At 30.8% G+C, this 24199-nt stretch carries 25 protein-coding genes; 21 read left to right on the top strand and 4 right to left on the bottom strand.

Features of this window, described 5'->3' with window-relative positions; genetic code table 11:
- The first annotated feature begins 115 nt into the window (after positions 1-115).
- The 6 genes from NMU03_RS11335 (at position 116) to NMU03_RS11360 (ending at position 4342) form a co-directional block, all read left to right on the top strand.
- The gene (locus tag NMU03_RS11335; RefSeq protein ID WP_290138453.1) at positions 116-868 is read left to right on the top strand and encodes a MurR/RpiR family transcriptional regulator; all 753 of its coding nucleotides are present in this window, start codon (positions 116-118) and stop codon (positions 866-868) included.
- 11 nt (positions 869-879) lie between these two features.
- A complete protein-coding gene (locus NMU03_RS11340) occupies positions 880-1686 on the top strand; it encodes an HAD family hydrolase (RefSeq protein WP_290138455.1) in 807 nt (268 codons plus the stop codon).
- A 52-nt stretch (positions 1687-1738) separates the two neighbouring features.
- Positions 1739-1936: a methylglyoxal synthase gene (locus NMU03_RS11345; RefSeq protein ID WP_290138457.1), complete on the top strand. Its 198-nt coding sequence runs from the start codon at positions 1739-1741 to the stop codon at positions 1934-1936.
- 173 nt (positions 1937-2109) lie between these two features.
- Complete coding sequence (locus NMU03_RS11350) at positions 2110-2784, top strand: AIM24 family protein (RefSeq protein WP_290138459.1); 675 nt, start codon at positions 2110-2112, stop codon at positions 2782-2784.
- Between the two features lie 2 nt (positions 2785-2786).
- Positions 2787-3716 (top strand): DUF1848 domain-containing protein, encoded by a 930-nt coding sequence (locus NMU03_RS11355; protein ID WP_290138461.1) that lies wholly within the window; start codon positions 2787-2789, stop codon positions 3714-3716.
- Positions 3717-3856: 140 nt separating this feature from the next.
- Positions 3857-4342 carry a cyclophilin-like fold protein gene (locus tag NMU03_RS11360; RefSeq protein WP_290138463.1) on the top strand — a complete coding sequence of 162 codons (486 nt, stop codon included), beginning with the start codon at positions 3857-3859 and terminating at the stop codon, positions 4340-4342.
- 464 nt (positions 4343-4806) lie between these two features.
- On the opposite strand, the gene NMU03_RS11365 is transcribed toward NMU03_RS11360, so the two are convergent.
- Positions 4807-5046, bottom strand: coding sequence for a hypothetical protein (locus tag NMU03_RS11365; protein ID WP_290138464.1), 240 nt, complete (start codon positions 5044-5046; stop codon positions 4807-4809).
- Between the two features lie 472 nt (positions 5047-5518).
- Between NMU03_RS11365 and NMU03_RS11370 the strand changes: the two genes are divergently transcribed.
- Both NMU03_RS11370 and NMU03_RS11375 read left to right on the top strand, forming a co-directional pair.
- Positions 5519-7198, top strand: a complete 1680-nt coding sequence (locus NMU03_RS11370; protein WP_290138466.1) for an IS1634 family transposase — start codon at positions 5519-5521, stop codon at positions 7196-7198.
- A 167-nt stretch (positions 7199-7365) separates the two neighbouring features.
- Complete coding sequence (locus NMU03_RS11375; protein WP_290138467.1) at positions 7366-8841, top strand: DDE-type integrase/transposase/recombinase; 1476 nt, start codon at positions 7366-7368, stop codon at positions 8839-8841.
- A gap of 414 nt (positions 8842-9255) precedes the next feature.
- On the opposite strand, the gene NMU03_RS11380 is transcribed toward NMU03_RS11375, so the two are convergent.
- Positions 9256-10527, bottom strand: coding sequence for a transposase (locus NMU03_RS11380; protein ID WP_290138468.1), 1272 nt, complete (start codon positions 10525-10527; stop codon positions 9256-9258).
- Between the two features lie 359 nt (positions 10528-10886).
- Here NMU03_RS11380 and NMU03_RS11385 point away from each other — a divergent pair, with 359 nt between their 5' ends.
- From NMU03_RS11385 to NMU03_RS11415, 7 genes are all read left to right on the top strand, one after another.
- The gene (locus NMU03_RS11385; RefSeq protein WP_290138469.1) at positions 10887-12032 is read left to right on the top strand and encodes a D-alanyl-D-alanine carboxypeptidase family protein; all 1146 of its coding nucleotides are present in this window, start codon (positions 10887-10889) and stop codon (positions 12030-12032) included.
- Positions 12033-12161: 129 nt separating this feature from the next.
- On the top strand, positions 12162-12503 hold the full coding sequence (locus NMU03_RS11390) for an STAS domain-containing protein (RefSeq protein ID WP_290138472.1): 342 nt from the start codon (positions 12162-12164) through the stop codon (positions 12501-12503).
- Positions 12500-12931, top strand: a complete 432-nt coding sequence (gene spoIIAB / locus NMU03_RS11395; protein WP_290138474.1) for an anti-sigma F factor — start codon at positions 12500-12502, stop codon at positions 12929-12931. Before NMU03_RS11390 ends, spoIIAB begins: the two co-directional genes overlap by 4 nt.
- The gene (locus NMU03_RS11400; RefSeq protein WP_290138476.1) at positions 12918-13643 is read left to right on the top strand and encodes a SigB/SigF/SigG family RNA polymerase sigma factor; all 726 of its coding nucleotides are present in this window, start codon (positions 12918-12920) and stop codon (positions 13641-13643) included. Before spoIIAB ends, NMU03_RS11400 begins: the two co-directional genes overlap by 14 nt.
- 29 nt (positions 13644-13672) lie before the next feature.
- Complete coding sequence (gene lepB, locus NMU03_RS11405; RefSeq protein ID WP_290138478.1) at positions 13673-14173, top strand: signal peptidase I; 501 nt, start codon at positions 13673-13675, stop codon at positions 14171-14173.
- Between the two features lie 29 nt (positions 14174-14202).
- Positions 14203-14700: a hypothetical protein gene (locus tag NMU03_RS11410; protein WP_290138480.1), complete on the top strand. Its 498-nt coding sequence runs from the start codon at positions 14203-14205 to the stop codon at positions 14698-14700.
- Positions 14701-14794: 94 nt separating this feature from the next.
- Entirely contained in the window at positions 14795-16549 is a 1755-nt protein-coding gene (locus tag NMU03_RS11415; RefSeq protein WP_290138481.1) for a phosphoenolpyruvate carboxykinase, read from the top strand.
- A 364-nt stretch (positions 16550-16913) separates the two neighbouring features.
- Here the strand turns inward: NMU03_RS11415 and gdhA are convergent, their stop codons facing one another.
- Entirely contained in the window at positions 16914-18257 is a 1344-nt protein-coding gene (gene gdhA / locus NMU03_RS11420; protein WP_290138483.1) for an NADP-specific glutamate dehydrogenase, read from the bottom strand.
- A gap of 227 nt (positions 18258-18484) precedes the next feature.
- On the opposite strand from gdhA, the gene NMU03_RS11425 reads away from it, so the two are divergent.
- Genes NMU03_RS11425 through NMU03_RS11440 form a run of 4 tightly spaced genes read left to right on the top strand, consistent with a single transcriptional unit; the run spans position 18485 to position 20562 of the window.
- Positions 18485-18856, top strand: a complete 372-nt coding sequence (locus NMU03_RS11425) for a hypothetical protein (protein WP_290138484.1) — start codon at positions 18485-18487, stop codon at positions 18854-18856.
- Positions 18853-19170: a MurR/RpiR family transcriptional regulator gene (locus NMU03_RS11430; RefSeq protein WP_290138485.1), complete on the top strand. Its 318-nt coding sequence runs from the start codon at positions 18853-18855 to the stop codon at positions 19168-19170. Before NMU03_RS11425 ends, NMU03_RS11430 begins: the two co-directional genes overlap by 4 nt.
- Before the next feature lie 30 nt (positions 19171-19200).
- Positions 19201-19638, top strand: coding sequence for a phosphoheptose isomerase family protein (locus NMU03_RS11435; RefSeq protein ID WP_290138488.1), 438 nt, complete (start codon positions 19201-19203; stop codon positions 19636-19638).
- 45 nt (positions 19639-19683) lie between these two features.
- The gene (locus NMU03_RS11440) at positions 19684-20562 is read left to right on the top strand and encodes a damage-control phosphatase ARMT1 family protein (RefSeq protein WP_290138489.1); all 879 of its coding nucleotides are present in this window, start codon (positions 19684-19686) and stop codon (positions 20560-20562) included.
- A 276-nt stretch (positions 20563-20838) separates the two neighbouring features.
- Here NMU03_RS11440 and NMU03_RS11445 read toward each other — a convergent pair whose 3' ends face one another.
- Positions 20839-22110: a transposase gene (locus NMU03_RS11445; protein ID WP_290138468.1), complete on the bottom strand. Its 1272-nt coding sequence runs from the start codon at positions 22108-22110 to the stop codon at positions 20839-20841.
- A gap of 668 nt (positions 22111-22778) precedes the next feature.
- Between NMU03_RS11445 and NMU03_RS11450 the strand changes: the two genes are divergently transcribed.
- Positions 22779-22946 (top strand): hypothetical protein, encoded by a 168-nt coding sequence (locus tag NMU03_RS11450; protein ID WP_290138491.1) that lies wholly within the window; start codon positions 22779-22781, stop codon positions 22944-22946.
- 5 nt (positions 22947-22951) lie between these two features.
- Positions 22952-23902, top strand: a complete 951-nt coding sequence (locus NMU03_RS11455) for a hypothetical protein (protein WP_290138493.1) — start codon at positions 22952-22954, stop codon at positions 23900-23902.
- Positions 23903-24199: the final 297 nt, after the last annotated feature.

A 24199-nucleotide genomic window follows, 5' to 3' on the forward strand; every position in this document is an offset into this window, starting at 1 on the left:
GCTTTTTTTATTTGTGTTTTTGTTATGATATGGTTGGTAAGTATCTATTTGAGAAAAAACATTGTTTTGAATCAAAAAGAACTATAATAAAATTATGAGGTAAGGAGGATGAGTTATGGATATTGTTTTATCAAGAATTTTAAAGTATTTAAATGGCTGTTTAGATGATGATCATATGTATCGTATTGGTTTGTTTGTTGTTCATCATTATGTTGAAATGGAAGATTATTCTTTGCAAAGAGTGATGGATGAAGGAAACTTTACAAAAGATGATATTTTAGATTTTTGTAAGCATTTAGGATTTGATACTTATGAAGAGTTTCAAAGTGAATTGGTTGGGGATTATATGCTTCGTGTGTCTCAGATTCGTGCAAGGATGCTTGGTGTTTCAGCCTCACAATTGATTGAACAATTAGATTCTTCTTATGATAAAGAAGCTTTTGTCAAAGAGTTGGAATTGATTTGTGAATTGATTTTCAAAAATAAACGTGTAATTGTGATAGGAGCGTTGTATCCAACAAGTATTGCAGTGGAATTTCAGACAGATTTCATTACTTTTGGCAAAGAAGTTATTCAATATCATCATTTTGAAAAAGATTTTCAATTTAAAAAAGATGATGTCGTTATTTTCATGAGTGCAACCGGAAGAACTTTAAATGATTATCTCAAAGAAAGTGCTGACCAGAATATTCATAGTGCTAATATTGTATTAATGACACAAAATGTAAAATATAAAAAGAATAATGATTTAGGTGCCAATTATGTCCTTCAAGTACCAGGACGTTTTGATGGTATTCAGTTCAATTATCAGATAATGATGATTTTTGATATTTTACGTATCTATTATTATACAAAATATTATATTTAGGGAGAATAAAGATGGATGTAAAAGCAATTATGTGTGATGTGGATGGAACTCTTCTAACAAGTGAAGGAATTGTTTCACCAATGACTGTAGAAATGATTAAAAAAGCAAGAGAAAAAGGTATTTTATTTGGTTTATCAACTGGACGTGATGTGCATAGTGTCAAAACACTTTTAAAAACATGGGGTATTGATGGTTTGGTTGATGCGATTGTTGGAACGGGTGGTGCTGAGATTTATGATTATACCCTTCAGGTAGAAAAATCAAGCTATCCATTAGCTGGTGAATTAATCCAAGATGTAATGCGTCATTTTGAAGATATGGATGTCAATTTTGCAATTCCTTATCAAGGTATTTTATATGCACCAAAAGATGATGAACATATTCAAATGTTATCAGTGGCTGATAAAGTACCTTATAAAGTTGTGGATTTTGATGAATTTTTAAAAGAATCACGACCAAAATTAATTATTATTTGTCATCCTGAAGAAATGGATCAAGTCGTTGCCAGAAGTCAGACTTTCTCAAATGATCAATATAAATCAGCTTCTTTAAAAACAGCGAGTGAATTATTTGAATATATGGATCCAAGAGTGACAAAAACGCACGGCTTACAGGAAGTCATGGCTATGCATGGCATTGACATGCAACAGCTTTGTACATTTGGTGATGCTGATAATGATTATGATATGACTCTTCATGCTGGTGTAGGTGTTGTTATGGCTAATGGAAGTGAGAAAACAAAAAGTGTTGCTGATTATATCACTGATGATCATAATCATGATGGAATAGGTCAATTTATAAAAAAATATATTTTATAAGCTTTCATTTTGATGAAGGCTTTTTTCATGTATAATAGAATTAAGAGATAATATGAATATAGCATTCATTGCACATGATCGAAAAAAGGATGAAATGATTACATTTGTTAAAGAGTATGAAGAGTTTTTAAAACATCATCAGCTTTATGCAACAGGCACAACAGGACTTAAGATTATGGAAAATACTGGATTAAAAGTTCAATGCTTTTTATCTGGTCGTTATGGCGGCACTATACAAATGGAAGGATAAGTTGCTGAAGGAAAAATAGACATTGTTATTTTCTTCAGGGATCCTTTGACGGCTCAATCCCATGAACATGAATGCATTAATGCGTGTTTGTGATATTCACTAAATCCCTTTGGCCTCGCATATTCAAACAGCAAGGCTTATTTTAAAATCTTTTATGCAGGAGGAAAATCAAGATGAAGTATGAAATTCAAGGAACACCTTTCCCAGTTGTGATTTGTTATTTAGAAAAAGGTGAAAAAATGATTAGTGATAGTGGAGCTATGGCTTGGATGGATCCATGTATGAAAATGGAAACATCAAGTGGTGGTATTGGTAAAGCCTTTGGAAGAATGTTTTCAGGAGAAACAATGTTTTTAAATATTTATGAAGCAACGGAAGCTGGAAAGATTGCTTTTGGTTCATCTTTTCCAGGGGAAATTAAAAAGTATGATATAGCCCCTGGACAAGAAATCGTTGTGCAAAAATCTTCAGTGCTTGTATGCGAGGAATCAGTAGAAAGAAGTGTTTTCTTTAATAAAAAAGTATCAACAGGACTTTTTGGTGGTGAAGGTTTTGTCATGAGTCGTTTATCAGGGCAAGGAGTTGCTTTTATTGAAATAGATGGTGCAACAATAGAATATCAGTTAAATCCAGGTGAGCAGATTATTGTCGATTCTGGTAATTTAGCTTTGATGGATGCCACTTGTCAATTAGCAACACAAAGTGTACCAGGAATGAAAAATAAGTTATTAGGTGGTGAAGGATTCTTCAATACTGTCATTACCGGTCCAGGACGTGTTGTTTTACAAACAATGCCAATATCTACAGTTGCGAAAAGTATTATTCCTTTTATTCCAACTGGAAAATAAATATGATTTTAAATATCAGTGGTCGCAGTGACATTGTTGCTTTTTATAGCGATTGGTTATTTCAACGCATTAAAGAAGGATATGTTTATGTTAGGAATCCTTATTATCCAACACAAGTTTCTAAATATCTGATTAATCAAGATATCATAGATGGTATTGTTTTTTGTACGAAAAACCCTCATCCACTTTTGACACGTTTAGAAGAACTTTCGTCTTATCCTTCTTTCTTCTATATAACAATCACACCTTATGATCAGTGTATTGAGCCATTTGTTCCTCATTACGATCAAGTTATTCAAGATGTTCAACAATTATCCTTAAAAGTCGGACATCAGGCAATTGGTATTCGTTATGATCCAATCTTTTTAAATGAGGACTATACGATTGAAAAGCACATATTTTATTTTGAAGATATTTTATCAAAGTTACAAGGATATAGTCATCGCTGTGTTTTAAGTTTTATTGATTTATATCAAAAAACAAAAAGAAACTTCCCTGGGATTCAGGAAGTTTCTTTCAAAGATCAACAAATCATTATCAAAGCATTTGTAGAAATTGCGAAAAAATATCAGTTTGAACTACAAATGTGCGGGGAACCTTATGATTTTTCTAAGTATGGTGTTATTAATCGAAGTTGTTTAACCCCACAGCTTTTAAAAGAAATAATTGGCTATGATATGGTTATACCATCATCCAAATCATTAAGAAAGTATTGCCATTGTTATCCAAGTCGTGATATTGGTGAATATAATACATGTCCACATGGATGTTTATATTGTTATGCTAATGAAAATAAGCAGCAAGTATGGCAGAATTATCGTCGCCATGATCCTTTTTCCCCATTATTGATTGGACATGTCCATCATGATGATGTGGTTAAACAAGCAAAACAAAAAAGTGATAAAAATATACAGTTATCATTGGATTTATAAGCAAAACACTTTTATGGATGTCGATAAAAGTGTTTTTATTTATCTTAAGGTATGCTTTTTAGCTATGGGAAATGATATTATATAAGTATTAGACATTTTTAGTGATGCGTTATATAAATATATTGAGAGGAGTGGATCAATTGAAAAATGGACGAAAGATTTTTATAGTTACAGCAATATTTATACTTTTGATAACAACTTATTTGATTATTGTAAATCATCAAAAAGTCAATAAACAAGAAGAAATACAAGATATACATAAGGAGGATACTCACAATATGAAAAGACAAATTTCAATAATAAATCATCATATTACAATTCTTTTTGAATTAAATGACAGCCAGGCATCACAAGATTTATACAATCAATTACCATTAGAAGTCAATGTAGAAAATTTTAGTGATAATGAAAAGATGTTTTATCCTGAAAAATTGAATACGACGAATACGCCACTTGCTGATGCGAAAAAAGGAACACTTTGTTATTATGTACCATGGGGTGATGTCGTTATGTTTTATAAAGATTATGGAATGGGAAGTCAGTTGTATGAACTGGGAGAATGTATTTCTGGTAAAGATGATATTGAAAAATTATCAGGTGTTATCAAAGTAGAAAAAGCAGATTAAAAATAAAAATTGAAATGAAACACCTTTTTATTCATATAATGAATAGCATAAAAAAGATTTATTAAGGAGTATAGGCATTGTTCTAAAACAAGCTATATCATAAATATTAATATAAAAAGACAGATATTTAGTTATCTTTTGAATATGATTTTAAGTTATTGGAAACAATATATAAATGTGCATACAATATATAAAAACAGGAATAAAAATTATTGTTTTCTCCCTGTTTTGGGTATACGTACAATTGTTTTTCTTTGAAACTTTTAATATTGATTATCATGATAATATCTTCTTTTATCATGTAATAAAGATTGTATTTTATTGACATCATTTCTATCTTATAAATTTTATTTTCATAATCGTAAAGATTGAACATCTTTGGATTGTCTTTTTAATAATGTCTTTATATAAGTAAGTTCATCATAAAATAATTTTATAAAATGATTATTACCAAATTTTTCAAACTAGTAATCAGCAATTGAATAGATTTTTTCTTCTGTATAATCTGAAATTCTAATTTTATAATCCATATCTTTTTTGAACCTTTCCTCAAATGTATCAAATGAAATAGAGGTGGATTCTACATCGTTAAAGATTCGTTTACTCTCATTTTTAAAAAATTCTATATGTTTAATTTTTTCAAGTTCTTCATCAGTAATGAGATTATATGTTATACCATCAACAATCATTTTTTTATAATCCATATAGCTAACCTCCTTTATCATAGGGTAGTGTCAAAAGTTGCTATATGACAACACAAATGCACTACTCTTGATTTGTTTTATTTGTTCTATTTTAATAATAATTTGTATTCTTATTTTTTTACTATTTCTCTAAAATTTGTATTAAAAAAGTGAAATATCCATGTTATAGTATTCTTTACACAAAATCTAACGAAAGGATATTTCACATGAATACTATAACACATATCTTAAATAATTTAAATTCTTTTTCTAAATCTAACTTTAAGTTTTCCAAATATATTGATTTCTTTCAGTTGATAAAGTCTATCCCCGTCTTTAGGAGTTCTCACTATATTTTTTAGTAATCCTTTTTCATCAAATATCATATTACGCCGATTTTATCGGCTTTTTTTGTTTTTTATCTTTTTTTTATTTATTTTTTATGTTATAATTTATATAGTGATACTAGTGATATCTATTATGGAGGTTATTTATGGCTTATTTTCTTAAAAAAACTCATCGTAATGGGCGTACTTATCTTTCTATCGTGGAAAGTTACTATTCCCCTCAAAAACGCTGCGGAGCTCATCGCACCTTTAAATCTCTCGCTTCTGTCGAATCTTGGAAAGCCAAAGGAATCGAGGATCCTATCGCTCATTTCCAAAAAGAAGTCGATGCTCTTAATGATGAAATTTCTAACAGTCAGGCTCTCAAAATTTCTGAATCATCTCCTGAACTTTATTTAGGATATTTTCCTTTTGTTTCTTTATTGAATAAAATGAACATCAAAAAGTTTGTTGACTATTTCAATATTTCCAATTCCTTTGAATTCGATCTGTATGAATTGCTTTCCTCTCTTGTTTTTGCCCGACTTGTGAATCCCTGCAGTAAGCATAAGACTTTTCACGAGGTTCTTCCCCAGCTGAAGGATCCTGTCCATTTTTCTTATGACCAACTTTTAGACGGTCTTGCCTTCATGGGCAATGATTACGGCAAGTTCATCGAGATTTTTAATGAGCAGATGAAGAAAGTCTATCATATCAATACTTCAAAGACTTATTTTGATTGTACCAATTTCTATTTTGAAATCGACAAGGAAGATGATTTTAGAAGAAAGGGGCCATCAAAAGAAAACAGAAAAGACCCTATTGTGAGTTTGGGGCTATTGCTCGATGCCAATCAAATCCCTATTGGCATGAAGCTGTTTCCTGGTAATGAAAGTGAAAAGCCAGTCTTAAGAGATGTGATTCATGATCTTAAAAAGAAAAACCAAATTTCAGGAAAAACTATACATGTAGCTGACAAGGGATTGAACTGCACTCAAAACATTGCTTTTTCTAAAGAAAATGGAGATGGCTATTTATTCTCCAAATCTGTCAAGACTCTCCCTGAAAAAGAAAAGATATGGGTATTGTTGAATAATGAAGACTGGAAAGAAATAAAAAATGATAATGGTACATTATTATACAGATATAAGTCATGCATTGACAAATTTCCTTATCATATAGAAATTGATGGGAAAAAGAAGACTATATATTTTACTGAGAAACGAGTAGTGACTTATAATCCAAAGCTTGCATCTAAAAAAAGATATGAAATCAGCAAACAGGTTGAAAAGGCAAGAAGCCTATGTTACAGTCAGGCAAAAAGAGCCGAATATGGAGATCTAGGAAAATACGTTAATTTCACTAATGAAAATGGAGAAAAAGCAAAGGCAACAATCAATGAAGACATCATAGAAAAAGAACTTGAACTGGCAGGTTATAATTTATTGATCACATCAGAAACAAATATGAAGTCAACAGACATCTACAATACCTATCACAATTTATGGAGGATAGAAGAATCATTTAGAATAATGAAATCCGATTTGGATGCCAGACCAGTATTCCTTCAAAAAGAAAACAGTATAAAGGGACATTTTTTGATATGTTACCTGGCAGTATTATTGGAAAGAATATTCCAATTCAAAATCTTGAACAATAAATATAGTACACAGGAAATTATGAAATTTGTAAAAAGTTTTAAGATAGTCAAGGGAGAAAGTAAATATATCAACGTAACAACATCAAGCAAGTTCATAAAAGACTTTGAGCAAATGACAAAATTACCGTTAACAAATTATTACTTGACAGAAAGGCAAGTAAAACAAATATTCAGGTACAAAATATAAAAAAGCAGTAGCAATCACTTAAAAGATTACTACTGTTTTTCAATGAAAGTCTCACTATATTTTAATGTTGGATACCAAAGTCAGGTACTATAACACATATCTTAAATAATTTAAATTCTTTTTCTAAATCTAACTTTAAGTTTTCCAAATATATTGATTTCTTTCAGTTGATAAAGTCTATCCCTCATTCTGTTGAGTATCATCTTAATTCCTCTGATTTTATTTATCACCTTGAGCAGGTGACAATCCATCTCGACTGGATGATTGATTTCTTTGATAAATACATCAATCCCACTCTTAAAAAAGAGTTTAAGAAATTAAAGAAATCCAATAAGAATGATCATACCATTCCTTATGCCGACTTTAAAATTGACGAGCCTCCTGTCTTCAAAAAGGAAGCACCTGTTCAGCTGAGTTTTGAAGATATTCTTAGAAATGCATTAAAGGATGGTCGTCCTATCAAGCCTGTCAACAGAAGAAACAATAATTTTGACTTTAAGGGTGTCTGCCCTTTTTGTGGTGCTCCTCATGAATATATCTATGACAACAATAGTCGCGGTCAATTCATGTGCAAGGTATGCTGCCAGACATTTTCCCTGAAGATCTCTCTTTCCGGTGAAACGGGCATCTTCTGTCCTCATTGTGGCAAAAAGCTTGATATGAAGCACGACCGCCAGGGATATCTTGTTTTTGTATGCCCAAGCATGAAATGCCCCTATTACATCAAAAACAAAAAGCTTGTCGATGAAGGAAAGGGAGAACACCTTCTGACTTCAAGCAATCAGTACAGGCTTCGCTATCACTATCGTGACTTCAAGTTCAATCTTGACAGTCTTAAAAAGGCTGAAGAAAACATCACAACTCCTGTCAATCTTTCAAGAATTCATTTTGATCACAGAATCCTTGGATTGGCATTGACCTATTACGTCAACTATGGTCTTTCTTCAAGAAAGACTGCACTGATCATCAGGGAAGTCCATGGCTTTAAAATATCACACCAGACAGTCATCAACTATGCGACAACTGTATCACGTCTGGTCAAGCCTCTTGTTGACAGGTATCCATACAGGCTTGGCTCCATATTGTTCGGCGATGAAACCTATATTAAGATAAGAGGCAAGAATCATTACGTGTTCTTCTGGTCTGATCCCAAGACAAAGATCATCACTTCTTACACAATTTATCCCGTAAGAGATACAAAATGTGCCTGTACATCTATTTATGAGTGTCTAAGTCATTACAGTGAAATCCCAGATGACATGACTCTTATAACAGATGGGAATCCAATCTATAATGCAGCACAGGTTTTCTTTGAAATCAATGGAATCAAGTTTGACTTGCATCAGGTCATCGGTGTAAAGAATCTTGATGAGGAATCACAGAAATACAGACCTTTCAAGCAGATTGAGGAGCGCCTCAACAGGACATACAAGCAAAACTATCAGGGAACAAATGGCTATGACAGGCTTGAATGTGCAAATAGTTATATGGTCCTGTTTGTATGCTTCTTCAATTTCTTAAGAAGGCATTCAGCACTGAACTATAAGACGCCTGTTGATGACGGTCTGTTCAAAAAGGATATGCTTATGCCTGACAGATGGCTGCAACTTATCGAGTACAGCTCACAATATCACGCAGCATAGAAAGTTCACCATTTTTAAAAAAATGACGTGAGAAACGATACCCTCATTGCGCCCAAAAATGGGCTTTTTTATTGGAAAGATGGCAGTCCGTAAATTTTGGAAAAAGACAAAGAAAGATTTTCAAATAAATGCATCCTGCCAGAGTCATCGTACACTTTGTAAAGTTGCAAAGAGTAAAACTTTCATAGATTTTTGACTCTACCTATCATAGTATATCATTTTTTGATTTTTTATCTATAAAATAATTTTGACTTTCGGTTTTTTGCATTCTTTTTTGAAGGGTATGTCTTGTTGTTTATTGTCATAACCCTTGTTTTCTTATCTATATCATCTTTTTTGTTTTTGTTCTCTTTTTATTGTAGCTGAAAAAGTGTCATTTTCATGACCTTTTTTATTATTTACTATATGTTCATTTTATAGTTTCAGTTGTAGCTGCCTGTATTCCTGCTTCTCTCTTATATTTTGAAACTCCTTGATTCCCTTTTGTGCATATTTTAATATTTCCTGTATCCCTTTACTGATCTGATAGCACCAGTAATATCTCTTTCCTTTAAGCGATTTGCTTCTCTCTATCATCTTTATGACCAGTAATTTCTTGTCTACTTTCTCTGCCAACAGTGTTATATGCCCTATATGCATCATCAATATCGTATTCAATACATTTATTGATTTCATTGTCCTTACTCTTATATTTTCAAAACCATACTGATTCTTTTTGAATCTGAATTTCTCCTCGATTCGCCACCTTGACATATATGCCCTCACTATCTTATGCACATCTCTTTTATTCCTGATCTCTCTATTCGTTAAAAGCATCATCGGTTTTTCTTCACTTAATCCATACACAATGACTAGATTTAATATCCTTCCCTTTTGTGATGGCAGTTCCACTCTCGTATGTGATACATAGACTTCACTGTCTTCCTTAGAAAAATACATGTTCATCTTAATCTTGCCTTTTCTTCTTTTGGCGATTTCTCCTACTTTCTTTGGCTTCCCTTTAAACAATAATGTTCTATTTTCTTTGAGTCTGATGATGAAATCATCTGCATTATGATTTTCATCTATGAAGTAATCATAAAATACATTGGCATCATATCCTCTGTCACATACAAATGTACATCTTTCAGGAATGAGAGATTTGACATATTTTATGCTCTTTATTGTTTCATCGTTCATTGACTTGAATCCTTCACTTTCAGTTGAATAGATATGGCTATACAAAGATATTGGATGATGTTGATCCTGTGTGAGGGCAGTTGCCTCACATACATGGTATCCAGGATAAATGTCATCCTTAAGTGAGGAAGCATCCCTGACCATACAAAGATCTTCAAATTTTCTTCCATATTTTTTGATGATTTCACTGTTATCAAGTAAAATGATCCTGTCTTCGCTAAGATGCTTGATAACCATATCATTATAATTGGATTTCATTTGGTTCATTGCTTCATCATCAAATTGAGCCAAATGATTGGATAATCTGTCAATTGTATAATTGAGCTTGATATTTTCATCAAGAGCTCTGGCAATATCGCTAAGTAGAACACTTTGACTTCTTGCAAGACCAAACATCATGTCCATGACAAACTTGGCAGCAGGTTTATCAAGACTGTCTGATAATTTATTAGAAAAATTGACAATTTCTCTTTTCGTTTCATATAGATCTGTGGTAAAATAACTCATGGAAAATCCCTCCTAAATTTTGTTTATTGATCTAAAATTATTATAACATTTAAGAGGCTGATTTTCCTTATAAATAAAGCAAAACAGGCAATTTGTGAATAACTTTTTACCTGTTTTTTATTTTTTTACCGAAACTCAAAAAAATAATTATTGAATCAAAGTATGTATAAAATGAAAAGATATTTTTATTTTACAATGAAATATCTTTATAAAGAAAATGATTTGAATGAGAGAATGAAATAAAAAAAGATGATATTGAAAAATGATCAGGTGTTTTCAGAGTAGAAAAAGCAGATTAAAAACGAATGAAAATTGGACTGAATCATTTTTTTATTCATATAATGAATAGAGGTGTTTTGATGATAAAAAAATGGTTCATTTGTTTATGTGTTTGTTTATTATGTATTTCTATTTCACCAGTTTATGCAACTGAACTTCAACTTGCACCTAATGCTTCAGCCTCGCTCTTGATGGAATCCTCGTCTAGACAAGTTCTTTATGCAAACAATGAAAAAACAAAATTATTTCCTGCTTCTACAACAAAAATTATGACAATGATTTTATTATTTGAAGCGATTGAAAAAGGGAGTTTAAAATGGGATGAGGAATTAACATGTAGTGCTTATGCTGCCAGTATGGGAGGAAGTCAGATTTATCTTGAAGAAGGCGAAAAAATGAATGTTGAAGATTTGTTTAAAGCCATTAGCATAGCTTCGGCTAATGATGCTTGTGTCATGGTGGGAGAACGCATTGCGGGAACGAATGATAACTTTGTCAAGATGATGAATGAAAAAGCGAAAGAACTCAAACTTGTGAATACGCATTTTGTGAATTCAACAGGTTTACATGATGATGAACATTATACCTGCGCTTTAGATTTAGGTACAATGGCAGCTTATTTGATTGAAATAGGTGGGGAGCGTTTATTTCAGACGACATCATTATATGATAGCTATATTCGTGAAGATACAGCTCATCAATTCTGGCTTGTCAATACGAATAAATTATTAAAATCTTATCAAGGTGCAGATGGACTCAAAACTGGTTATACCAAAGAGGCAGGATATTGTATTGTATCCACAGCAAAACGTAATGGTTTAAGATTGATTGGGATTGTTTTAAAAGAAAGTGATCCAAAAGTCAGAAACCAAGAAGTTTCTCAACTATTAGATTATGGATTCTCATTATATGAAAATAAGATCTTATTTCAAAAAAATGATGTTATTGAAAAAATCAAAATTGACCATGCAAAAGTACCTGAAGTTGAAGTCATTGTCAAAGAAGATGTTCAATATATTCAAGATAAAAATGATACAACAAAGGTGACTTATCAAATCAATTATACCAATCTTGTTCCACCACTTAAAAAAGGAGAAATAATCGGACATTTATTATTAATGCGAGGAAGTGTTAATATTGGTTCATTTGATGTGACAGTTAAAACCGATGTTGAAGCTTTGTCTTTTGGGGAGAAAGTTGTACAACAATTAAAAGAATTTATTTAAAAATCTATCTTGGGATGGATTTTTTTATTTTGCATAAAAATTCTAGTTTTGTTGAATAAGTTCTAGTTTTAGCGAAACGATTTTTTTCATTATGAATTGGTATATGATACCTACGAAGGAGGAAGAGAAATGGATAATTATATAGAAATTGAAAAGACTAATCATCTGCTTATTGTTCATTTTTATGGTGAAATTGATAGTGTCATGGCACCTGTTTATCGTGGACAATTAAGTGATTTGATTGATGAGAGTGAAGAAGATGTGATTTTTGATTTTACGAAAACGTCTTTTATAGATAGTTCAGGCATTGGGCTGGTTTTAGGTCGTTATAATCAATTGAAGTTCGAGCATCGTACTTTAATTTTAACAGGCTTAAATCCCGTTGCTTATCGTTTATTTGAATTAACAGGTATGTTTCAAATTATGCCTTATTATGAATCAATAGAAAGTTTAAAGGAGGGGACACTATGAATCAAATGGAAGTCAGTTTCAGTGCCATATTGGATAATGAAAACTTCGCAAGAACAACTGTAGCGACCTTTTTAACACCTTTAAACCCAACAATTGATGAAATTATTGAATGGAAAACAATTGTTTCAGAAGCTGTCAGTAATGCGATTATTCACGGATATAATCAAAATAGTGAATGTTTTGTCGTTATAAAAATGAAAATAGAAGGACGACAGATTCAATTGACTGTTCAAGATTATGGTAAGGGGATTGAAAATTTAGAAGAGGTGAAAACACCTTTTTATACAACTGCAAAAGACCTTGAACATGCAGGAATGGGATTAACAATTATCGAGACATTAGCTGATCGTCTAGAGATAGAAAGTGTTATCAATATAGGAACAAAACTTATCATCACAAAGAATCTCAAAGATCATGACACAATCTAAAACATTAGATCTTTTAGAAAAAGTCCGTTTAGGGGATGAACAGGCAAAAGAACAAGTTGTAAAAGATAACTTAGGTTTGGTATGGTCGATTGTGCATAGATTTAAGAATAGTTATTATGATAAAGAGGATTTATTTCAAATTGGTTGTATTGGTTTGATGAAAGCTATTAATCATTTTGATACATCTTATCAGGTACAGTTTTCAACATATGCGGTACCAATTATCATGGGTGAAATTAAACGTTATTTTAGAGATGATGGCACAATCAAAGTTTCCCGTTCTTTAAAAGAATTGAATATCAAGATTACTAAAGCTAAAGATTATCTTCAAACCCAGAATAATCAAGAACCAACGATAGAAGATGTCGCAACATATCTTGGTGTTGAACCACAAGAAGTTGTTGAAGCTATTGATGCATCTTACTATCCTACATCATTAAATGAACCAATTTATGAAAAAGATGGTTCAACTATCAGTGTTGAAGATCGTCTGGTTGATAAAAGTGATGATATGTGGTTTGAAAAAATTGCTTTAGAAATGGAAATGGAAAAACTGGATGATAAAGAAAAAATGATTATATATATGCGTTATCAGCTTGATTATAATCAAGATAAAATCGCTAGGTATTTAGGCATTTCACAGGTTCAGGTATCACGATTAGAAAAGAAAATTGTGACAAAATTAAGAACACGCTTAAAAGATGGAAAATAGTATGCTATAATACATCAGAGGCGAGAAAAATGGAAAAAAACGATTTTAAAAAATCTTTATTTGAATATATCAAAGTCATTATTATAACAGTCGTGTTAACACTGGGGGTTCTTTATTTTATACAAATTTCTAGAGTTGTTGGTTCTTCTATGGAACCAACCTACCATAATGGTAATATCATTCTGGTTGATAAATTCTTTTATAAACGAGGTAGTCCTTCTTATAATGATATTGTTGTTGTGAAATATCATGTAGCCAAAGGTGAAGATCAGATTATTAAACGCATTGTGGGATTGCCTGGTGATCATCTGGAAATGAAAGATAACCAGCTTTATCGTAATGGTCAATTATTGGATGAAGATTATATTCAGGAACCGATGTTACAAAATGAGGATTTTTCTTATGATATTCCTGAAGGAAAGGTATTTGTCATGGGAGATAATCGTAATCATAGTGTTGATTCACGAAATATTGGATATATTGATTTTGATGATCAAGTTGTTGGTCGTGTCTTTTTTAAGGTCTTTTGATAAGACCTTTTTTATTTGATGGAGGGATTATGAAAAAATTAAGATATAAACGTGTTATTATGGTTATTGTTGTTTTCTTATTGATTGTTGGAATCATTAGTTATATGTATGCAAAAAGAAGTCGTTATTATGAATATCAAGGAACAGTCACAACCTATATTGGAACCTATCAACAAGATGAAAAGATTTATACTTTTGATTTAAAAGGGTTTCAAATAGATGAGCAATATTATTTATCTTTAAATGATTTATATAATTGGTTTGTTATTCAAGATGAAGATGCAAAAGTCTATGTTGATTATGGCAAGCATACGATGGTTTATCAATTCAATCAAGAAATTTATTATATTGATTTTGGTAGGGATGAAATTAAATATAATAATGATTGTATAAATGTTAATAAAAACAATCAACATATTTATGTTTCTCATAAAAATATATATCTTTCTGTATCTTTTATAGAAAAAATATTGTTAAAAAGTGAAAATAATATAAAAATAGAAAATAAAAACGCTATCATTTCATAAATTTTATGATTTTTGTAGTCAAGATGGGATTTTTTGATAGAATTGTTTCATATTTGAAAGATGGAAAGCATCTCTCAAAGGAAAGGGTGAAAATATGGCATATAAATTTAATATTACACGAGGTAATGCAATTTTAAATTTTTCTGAAGAATTTTGTCAAAGCCGTTGTCAATTAATAGAAAGTGAGTCTTTTGCGAAAGTTTTAGAAAAATATATTAAACATATAAAAAGAACGGATACAACAGTATACGAATATCTTCATGCTATTCAAGATGATGATGTAGACTTATTAAAAGATTTAAGAGATGTTTTTAAATTATTATTAGTCATGTCAGTAGAAGAAGTCTGTGCAATGCGTTCTCAAATGAAAGCTTATTTTAAAGATTGTGATATGTTTATTGCTTTAGTGGAAGATGTCTATTTATATTGGCGTCGTTTACAAAGATATGCAATTGTTTTTAATGAAACAAAAAGAGCAGGTTATCAAAATGTGCAATTTGCTGATGCACAAACTGAATTTGAAGAATTGGTGTTAGAAGTTTATCGTTCTATTCAATCAGCGGTTGGAAAGAAAGATAAAGTTTTACGTCAGATTACAGCTGGTGTCAATGCTGGTTTAGCTGTGACTCATATGCGTCCATTTTTACCATATGAATATCGTAATCTTGATGAAATTCCATTTATTGAATCTGTTGTTATTCATCCACCATTTATTGCTTATTCTAAGCGTAATAAACGTGATGGTGTTTTCCCAGAAATTAAAACAAATCCAATTGAAGATAAGAAATTTGATGCTGATTCATGGTTATGTTATCCAGCTAAAGTTGGAGATTTGTTATGTTTTGTATACTTTAATACCAAATTCATGGCACAAGGTGTGACTTTATGTAACTTATTTGATTTAGCTGATGAAACAGAATATCGTAATCGTAAACCTGATTTGATTTATGTTTATGGATATGAAGATGGTGAAATGAATCAGGCTTTCTATCAAGATGAATCAAATGATATGATTGTGGCTTTATTATCAGCAAGTGATGATTTTGATTATTTTGGATATATGAAAAAAATGTGTTTAACTTTGCATAATGTACAAAAGATTAATCACAGAGAATTGCCAGTTCATGGAGCTATGGTGAAAATGACACTTCGTAATGGCGAAACAAAGAATATCGTTGTTATGGGAGATAGTGGTGCTGGAAAGAGTGAAACGATTGAACAAATTAAAGTTCTTGGAGAAGCTTATATTACTGATTTAAAGACTATTTATGATGATATGGGATTATTGTCTTTAGGTGATAAAGGCAAAGTGAAAACGTCAGGAACTGAAATTGGGGCTTTCGTGAGATTGGATGACTTGGATGCTGGATATAGCTTTAAGGAATTAGATAGATCTGTCTTTATGAATCCTGATAAAGTCAATGCACGTATTGTTATTCCAATTACAGATTATAAAGATGTTGTTGCAAAACATGATGTTGATTTATTCTTATATGCGAATAACTATGATGAAGAAGGTGAAGCCTTAAGTTTCTTTGAAACACCTGATGAAGCTTTAAAAGTCTTTAGAGCGGGAAATCGTATGGCGAAAGGAACAACAACAGAATATGGTTTAGTTGGAAGTTATTTTGCTAATCCATTTGGTCCGGTTCAAAGAAGAGAACAGACAGAACCTATTTTACAAGATTATTTTAAAAGAATGTTTAAACAAGGTGTCAAAGTAGGTCAATTACGTACACGTCTTGGTATTAAAGGAAATGAACACCAAGGACCTAAAGATGCTGCTATGGCAATCTTAAAATATGTGACTGGTGAAGAAACATTAAAAGAATTACCAGTTGAAGAATAAAGAGCATAAAAATGCTCTTTTTTGACCATCAAAATAGATGATGGATATGAATTGTTCCTTTAGATAGAATATATGACTAATGTTATATCAAAAATAATCATTCAACAATAAAATCGATGGACAGTATTCATAAAAACAAATTATGACAAATGATATTGAAAAAGATGATTTATCAATATTATTGATTTTATCCAAAATTTATTTATATAAATAGGTTCATTACGAATTTAGGGACAATTTACCCTTTTTTCGTAATAGAAATGTCTTATTGATTTAAAGGACTATGTTTAGTGTATATTATTAAAGAGTGATGAATAATAAAAAAGGTTGTTAGATTTAATCATCCAACAACCTTTATTTTGTATTAATAGATTCCTTGAGAAATCATTGCAGCTACAACTTTTTCAAATCCAGCAATATTTGCCCCTTTGATTAAGTCATAACCTAAACCATATTTTTCAGCCGCTTTGACTGAAGAATTATGAATATCTACCATAATATCATGTAATTTTTGATCAACTTCTTCAGCTGTCCAGCTATAACGCATAGAGTTTTGAGCCATTTCTAATGCAGATACAGCAACTCCACCAGCATTAGCTGCTTTAGCAGGTCCTAATGTTCCACCATTTTCTAAGAAATAAGCGATAGCTTCAGGTGTTGTAGGCATATTTGCACCTTCAATAATATATTTGACACCATTAGCCACTAATTGTTTAGCTTCTTCTAAACCAATTTCATTTTGTGTTGCACATGGGAATGCCATATCAACTTTTAATCCCCATGGTTTTTCACCAGCATGGAATTCACAACCGAATTTTTCAGCATAATCTTTCAATTTAACATCATTTGATCCTCTGATTTGTAATAAGAAATCAATCTTTTCATCAGTTGTAATACCTTCAGAATCATAAACATAACCATCTCTACCAGAAATAGATACAACTTTTGCGCCATATTCTCTTGCTTTTAAGCATACACCCCAAGCAACGTTTCCATATCCAGAACAAGCAATTGTTTTTCCTTCATAAGAATCATTGAAATGACTTAATACTTCTTTACCATAATAAACGGCACCAAATCCAGTTGCTTCAGGTCTAATTAATGAACCACCATAAGGCAATGGTTTACCAGTTAAGACACCATTTTCATAAGCACCTCTGATTCTTTTGTATTGTCCATACATATATCCAATTTCTCTTGCACCTGTACCAATATCACCAGCAGGAACGTCTACATCAGGTCCAATATGACGATATAATTCAGTCATAAATGATTGGCAGAAACGCATAATTTCATTGTCTGATTTTCCTTGTGGATCAAAATCAGAACCACCTTTTGCACCACCGATTGGTAAAGTTGTTAATGAATTCTTAAAGATTTGTTCAAAACCTAAGAATTTAATAATTCCTAAGTTAACAGATGGGTGTAATCTTAAACCACCTTTGTAAGGTCCAATTGCATTTGAGAATTGAACACGATATCCTCTGTTCACATGAACTTTTCCTTGGTCATCTTGCCAAGGCACTTTAAACATAATTGCTCTATCAGGTTCTACTAATCTTTCTAAAATTGCCATATCCTCATATTCAGGATGCGCTTCAATTACAGGTTCTAAGCTTTCTAAAACTTCTTCGACAGCTTGAATAAATTCAGGCTGATCAGCATTTTTTGCTTTTACATCTTCTAATACTCTATCAATATATTTCATAGTTTGAATCCTCCTTGAAACTTATTATATACAATGATAAATAAAAAACAAGCATTTTAATAAAAAATTATTATAATTTTTGAAATTTAGATAATAAATTCTTGTTTTTTTAGCTTAATTAGAATTAAAAGGTTATATTTCTTAAGAATTAATAAATTTTTATAATCTTTTGTTTAAAGTTTTCATTCTTTATAAAATATGATAAACTACTAATGGTGATGAAAATAATGAAAAAATTTAAAGAGTATAGAACATTTTTATTGTGTCTTGTGTTATTTATTTTATTTATTGGGATTGGTTTTTATGCCTATATGCAAAAGGCTTATGCGCAGTCTATTGGTTGTTTTTTACTGGGCTTGATTGCTTTGGTATTAATGAGTGCTAGATATAAGATTATATTGTTTGATGATGAAATGATGATTTATGAATGGAAGATTGCTGCTTTTTTACCTGTTTTAATTCCTTATCAAAATATTCAATCTATTCAAACAAAATCAAAGCATCATGTCGTGATTCAACATCAAAAAACAAGTCATGTTTATGTTTTTAATAGTGAAGCGTTTATCAATGCTTATCAGGAGTTTAAACAATCTGTATGAATTTAGTTGTGATGTCACTTTTAGATTGGATGGCACATCCACAAATATCATCTGTTGACAAAATAATTGTGAAATATATATTAGAAAATGATGAGAAAGTCCAAGATATGACGATTGTTGATATGGCTGATACATTACATGTTTCATGTTCACAAATCAGTCGTTTTGTTCGTCATATTGGTTTTTCATCTTTTTCTACTTTTAAAGAATCTTTATCTTATCATGGCAATCCTCAAAGACATTCAATGGTACAAAGAAGAGTTGAACAACGTTTTTTTCAACAATATCTTCATGAAGATATTGATTATTTTTAAACTCATTTTGACTATCAACAAGGTGAGTGTTTGATTGATATTATTCAAAATCATGAAGTTGCCCTCTTTGGAATTTTTAATAGTGAAAATTATGCGAGAGAACTTCAATATAATTTAGCGTTTCATCAAAAAATATGTTTCACTTTTTTAGATATTCATAAACAGATTGAATATCTACGTGAAAGTCAAGGCTGGGTTATTATTTATTCAATGTCTGGAGAATATGTTTTAGATAATGGTTATTCACGATATTATGGGATTTTAAAAGCTTTAAAAGAAAGTCAGGCACATATTGTTGTCATAACTTGTCAGCCAAAAGTAGCGACTTTGGATTACATTGATGAAGTCGTTATGATTCATTCGAAGCATGGTTATCATTCTTATTTGGTTCATTGTTTAAATGATTGGATTCTTGCAAGCTACATAAAAAGAAATAAACAATTTCCAAAAGTTGGAAATAAAAACTGAGAGAGAATCAATATGTTATCCTAAGTAAGGAAGGTGATCAGCTATATGAAAATGAATAAACAATGTTTACCATGTTTGATGAATCAAGTCGTCAAAATGGCAAAAATGACAAACTGTCTCAATCAGGATGCATTATTTCATCAAGTCTTTCAATATATGAGTCAAGTTGATTTTGATAAAACAAATCCTGAGATTATTGGTGAAGTTTTTGCGATAGTGAAAGAGTATACACATCATGATGATCCTTATCAGTCATTAAGAACTTATTATAATCAGTTGTTTTTAAAACAGTTGCCTCAAATAGAAAAGCAAATTCATTCTTTTGAAGAGGCAATAATTTCTGCGATTGTGGGCAATATTATAGATTTTAGTCCTATGCATCAAAATGTTGAGCAGGATATCACAACATATTTTCAAAATGTTCATCAGTTATCGCTTGCTATTAATCATGTAGAAAGATTGAAAGATGATTTAAAGAACAGTTCTTCTTTATTGTATTTAGGAGATAATTGTGGTGAGATTTGTATGGATTTACTTTTTATCAAAACAATCAAAGCTTTCTATCCACAATTACATATTTATTTTGCGACTAGAGGAAAACCCGTTGTTAATGATTCGATATTAGAAGATGCATATTTTGTAGGTATGGATCAATATGCAACGATTATTTCTAATGGAGATGGCTCATTAGGAACGGTTTTATCACGTGTCAGTCAAGAATTTCTAGATATTTATCAACAGGTGGATATTGTCATAGCAAAAGGGCAAGCGAATTTTGAAAGCTTGAGTGAAGAAAAACACAACATTTATTTTTTGTTAATGGTCAAATGTGAAGTCATTAGTCAATATATAGGTGTTCCACAAAAGTCATTGGTATGTATGTCTAATCTCAATAAGGAGTTAGAAAATGAAAATAACAATTAAAAGAATAATGGATTCATCATTGTGGCAAAAAGAACTTCAAAATACAAAAAAGAGTATATTTTTAATAGTATCAGACTGTTTGATGGTTGTGGGATATCATTATAATATTTTGACTTTCGGTTTTTTGCATTCTTTTTTGAAGGGTATGTCTTGTTGTTTATTGTCATAACCCTTGTTTTCTTATCTATATCATCTTTTTTGTTTTTGTTCTCTTTTTATTGTAGCTGAAAAAGTGTCATTTTCATGACCTTTTTTATTATTTACTATATGTTCATTTTATAGTTTCAGTTGCAGCTGCCTGTATTCCTGCTTCTCTCTTATATTTTGAAACTCCTTGATTCCCTTTTGTGCATATTTTAATATTTCCTGTATCCCTTTACTGATCTGATAGCACCAGTAATATCTCTTTCCTTTAAGCGATTTGCTTCTCTCTATCATCTTTATGACCAGTAATTTCTTGTCTACTTTCTCTGCCAACAGTGTTATATGCCCTATATGCATCATCAATATCGTATTCAATACATTTATTGATTTCATCGTCCTTACTCTTATATTTTCAAAACCATACTGATTCTTTTTGAATCTGAATTTCTCCTCGATTCGCCACCTTGACATATATGCCCTCACTATCTTATGCACATCTCTTTTATTCCTGATCTCTCTATTCGTTAAAAGCATCATCGGTTTTTCTTCACTTAATCCATACACAATGACTAGATTTAATATCCTTCCCTTTTGTGATGGCAGTTCCACTCTCGTATGTGATACATAGACTTCACTGTCTTCCTTAGAAAAATACATGTTCATCTTAATCTTGCCTTTTCTTCTTTTGGCGATTTCTCCTACTTTCTTTGGCTTCCCTTTAAACAATAATGTTCTATTTTCTTTGAGTCTGATGATGAAATCATCTGCATTATGATTTTCATCTATGAAGTAATCATAAAATACATTGGCATCATATCCTCTGTCACATACAAATGTACATCTTTCAGGAATGAGAGATTTGACATATTTTATGCTCTTTATTGTTTCATCGTTCATTGACTTGAATCCTTCACTTTCAGTTGAATAGATATGGCTATACAAAGATATTGGATGATGTTGATCCTGTGTGAGGGCAGTTGCCTCACATACATGGTATCCAGGATAAATGTCATCCTTAAGTGAGGAAGCATCCCTGACCATACAAAGATCTTCAAATTTTCTTCCATATTTTTTGATGATTTCACTGTTATCAAGTAAAATGATCCTGTCTTCGCTAAGATGCTTGATAACCATATCATTATAATTGGATTTCATTTGGTTCATTGCTTCATCATCAAATTGAGCCAAATGATTGGATAATCTGTCAATTGTATAATTGAGCTTGATATTTTCATCAAGAGCTCTGGCAATATCGCTAAGTAGAACACTTTGACTTCTTGCAAGACCAAACATCATGTCCATGACAAACTTGGCAGCAGGTTTATCAAGACTGTCTGATAATTTATTAGAAAAATTGACAATTTCTCTTTTCGTTTCATATAGATCTGTGGTAAAATAACTCATGGAAAATCCCTCCTAAATTTTGTTTATTGAGATAAAATTATTATAACATTTTAGAGGCTGATTTTCCTTATAAATAAAGCAAAACAGGCAATTTGTGAATAACTTTTTACCTGTTTTTTATTTTTTTACCGAAACTCAAATATAATATAACACTGGCTGGTTCAGGAATGCTCTGTTTTTTTGGCGCTCTCATTTTTATAGTGACGCAACTGATTATAAAACAAATTCATTTTTTATGCATAAAAGGACAAACTATAGAGATTCATCAAAATCAAGATTTTATTTATCATAATAAGACTTTCCAAGATAATCAACTCAAACGTATTTATTTTTTCCTTTAATATTGGATATTTAGAATTTAAAAATGAAGTTTTATCTTTTCAAAGTTCTCGTCAAATCAAAAATCAACTGAGATTATTTTATCCAAAACAGTTTCAAGCAGGAGAATTATTATATAACGAAAGACTGATAACACAATTGACATATATTCTATTATTTTATGGAATGGTTATTTTATTAAATAATGTGGCTGGTATTTTTTATTGTCTACAAAAGAATACAATGTTGATTGATATCAGTCAGTTGTTAGGTGACTTGTTCATTTTAATAATGATAAGTGTGAGTCTGATGCTTTTTAAAAAGTTTAAAAAACAGCGTTGGACAATTGGATGGTCAATTCTCTTTTTAGCTGTATTTATATCTATTTTTCAACTGGTCATATCAAGAAAATTATTGTGAATCAAAAAATGATAGGATATTGTCAAGTTGAAGAGGGTATTCAAATTTATCGTGATGTTGCTTATGTTTATGGAAAAAAGAAACAATCATTCCTTTAGAACAATTGAATGATATTTATGCTTTTCAAAATCTTATTTGTATTGAACATGATGATCAGTATACTTTTTATAGCTTGCAGTCAATCACACAATCATTAGACGATATTTATGAAAAATATGATGGATATACATATAAAAATCAAACAAGTCGAATCAGTATTCAAGATAAAGTGATGAAGATCAATGATATAGAATGTCCAGTGAAAGTTGTCGGAGAAAATATTTTGTATACAGATGCTTTACAAACACCATTACTGATATACTTGAATCATGAAAAAACAGATTTAAATGTAGGAAAATGTGAGCTTTTTGATTTGAATACTCAATCATCAAAAACTCTATATAAAAGTTATAACACATCTATTCAAATGCCAAAACAAGATCAGGAAACTTCTGATCAAGATGAAGTGATCAATGAACAGCCTGAAGTCAAAGAAGATGAAGTTGTAGAACCTGAAGTTGATCCTTATATGGAAAAAATAGAGAAAGAAAAAGCCCAAAAAGACCAAAACAATTATCAGGCTTATCAGGAAGTCATCAAAAAACAAGATATATCATCATTTGAGTCTAATCAAAATGTTGTGAAAATCCATAATGAAAGTGATGATATTTATCAAGTGATTAAAGCATTGGATAGAGAATATACACGTATCAATAATGATAAGGATACGATTTTAGATGTCCAAATCTTATCCATGTTGATTTATTCACAGTATGACAATCAGTATGGGATTTATATAAATAGAAGAGTTGATTCTTCAACATCGGAAAGTCAAACTTTCAGTGAAGTGATTGTGATGAAAAAATATGGCAATGATTATGTAGGTACGAGATTTTATGATAGTCAATATATGCCAATGGATCATCCAACTAATAATGGAAGTTATAAAACACGACAGACCACAGAATATCTCTATCGTATTGAAGGGAATCGGGTTGGAGAAAATGCGTGGTGAAATGATATGAATATTGAAAAAGAATTTGAAAAAATTCTTTTTTTATTGATTGAAATATGGTATAATGATAAAAAATGAGGTGATATTTATGAAAAAGACAATTTTAAACAAACAATTTCATCACCATCATCATTGGAACACTTAGGGTTATATCTATGAAAGATACAGCCCATTTTACATATAGTTTATAAATGGGTGTATCTAATGACTTAATATTTGATGGACGAGTCATTAAGACTCGTCTTTTTTGTTGAAGGGGGATTAAGATGGAAGAATTTAAGTATTTGATACCAGAAG

The organism is Allocoprobacillus halotolerans (assembly GCF_024399475.1).
Taxonomy (GTDB): Bacteria; Bacillota_I; Bacilli_A; order Erysipelotrichales; family Coprobacillaceae; genus Allocoprobacillus; species Allocoprobacillus halotolerans.

What these genes read in the sequence shown, in the direction of transcription:
- NMU03_RS11335 (WP_290138453.1), top strand. Translation starts at nt 116, where the DNA reads ATGGATATTGTTTTATCAAGAATTTTAAAGTATTTAAATGGCTGTTTA.
- NMU03_RS11340 (WP_290138455.1), top strand. Translation starts at nt 880, where the DNA reads ATGGATGTAAAAGCAATTATGTGTGATGTGGATGGAACTCTTCTAACA.
- NMU03_RS11345 (WP_290138457.1), top strand. Translation starts at nt 1,739, where the DNA reads ATGAATATAGCATTCATTGCACATGATCGAAAAAAGGATGAAATGATT.
- NMU03_RS11350 (WP_290138459.1), top strand. Translation starts at nt 2,110, where the DNA reads ATGAAGTATGAAATTCAAGGAACACCTTTCCCAGTTGTGATTTGTTAT.
- NMU03_RS11355 (WP_290138461.1), top strand. Translation starts at nt 2,787, where the DNA reads ATGATTTTAAATATCAGTGGTCGCAGTGACATTGTTGCTTTTTATAGC.
- NMU03_RS11365 (WP_290138464.1), bottom strand. Translation starts at nt 5,046, where the DNA reads ATGGATTATAAAAAAATGATTGTTGATGGTATAACATATAATCTCATT.
- NMU03_RS11370 (WP_290138466.1), top strand. Translation starts at nt 5,519, where the DNA reads ATGGCTTATTTTCTTAAAAAAACTCATCGTAATGGGCGTACTTATCTT.
- NMU03_RS11380 (WP_290138468.1), bottom strand. Translation starts at nt 10,527, where the DNA reads ATGAGTTATTTTACCACAGATCTATATGAAACGAAAAGAGAAATTGTC.
- NMU03_RS11385 (WP_290138469.1), top strand. Translation starts at nt 10,887, where the DNA reads ATGATAAAAAAATGGTTCATTTGTTTATGTGTTTGTTTATTATGTATT.
- NMU03_RS11390 (WP_290138472.1), top strand. Translation starts at nt 12,162, where the DNA reads ATGGATAATTATATAGAAATTGAAAAGACTAATCATCTGCTTATTGTT.
- spoIIAB (WP_290138474.1), top strand. Translation starts at nt 12,500, where the DNA reads ATGAATCAAATGGAAGTCAGTTTCAGTGCCATATTGGATAATGAAAAC.
- NMU03_RS11400 (WP_290138476.1), top strand. Translation starts at nt 12,918, where the DNA reads ATGACACAATCTAAAACATTAGATCTTTTAGAAAAAGTCCGTTTAGGG.
- lepB (WP_290138478.1), top strand. Translation starts at nt 13,673, where the DNA reads ATGGAAAAAAACGATTTTAAAAAATCTTTATTTGAATATATCAAAGTC.
- NMU03_RS11410 (WP_290138480.1), top strand. Translation starts at nt 14,203, where the DNA reads ATGAAAAAATTAAGATATAAACGTGTTATTATGGTTATTGTTGTTTTC.
- NMU03_RS11415 (WP_290138481.1), top strand. Translation starts at nt 14,795, where the DNA reads ATGGCATATAAATTTAATATTACACGAGGTAATGCAATTTTAAATTTT.
- gdhA (WP_290138483.1), bottom strand. Translation starts at nt 18,257, where the DNA reads ATGAAATATATTGATAGAGTATTAGAAGATGTAAAAGCAAAAAATGCT.
- NMU03_RS11425 (WP_290138484.1), top strand. Translation starts at nt 18,485, where the DNA reads ATGAAAAAATTTAAAGAGTATAGAACATTTTTATTGTGTCTTGTGTTA.
- NMU03_RS11430 (WP_290138485.1), top strand. Translation starts at nt 18,853, where the DNA reads ATGAATTTAGTTGTGATGTCACTTTTAGATTGGATGGCACATCCACAA.
- NMU03_RS11440 (WP_290138489.1), top strand. Translation starts at nt 19,684, where the DNA reads ATGAAAATGAATAAACAATGTTTACCATGTTTGATGAATCAAGTCGTC.
- NMU03_RS11445 (WP_290138468.1), bottom strand. Translation starts at nt 22,110, where the DNA reads ATGAGTTATTTTACCACAGATCTATATGAAACGAAAAGAGAAATTGTC.
- NMU03_RS11450 (WP_290138491.1), top strand. Translation starts at nt 22,779, where the DNA reads ATGGTCAATTCTCTTTTTAGCTGTATTTATATCTATTTTTCAACTGGT.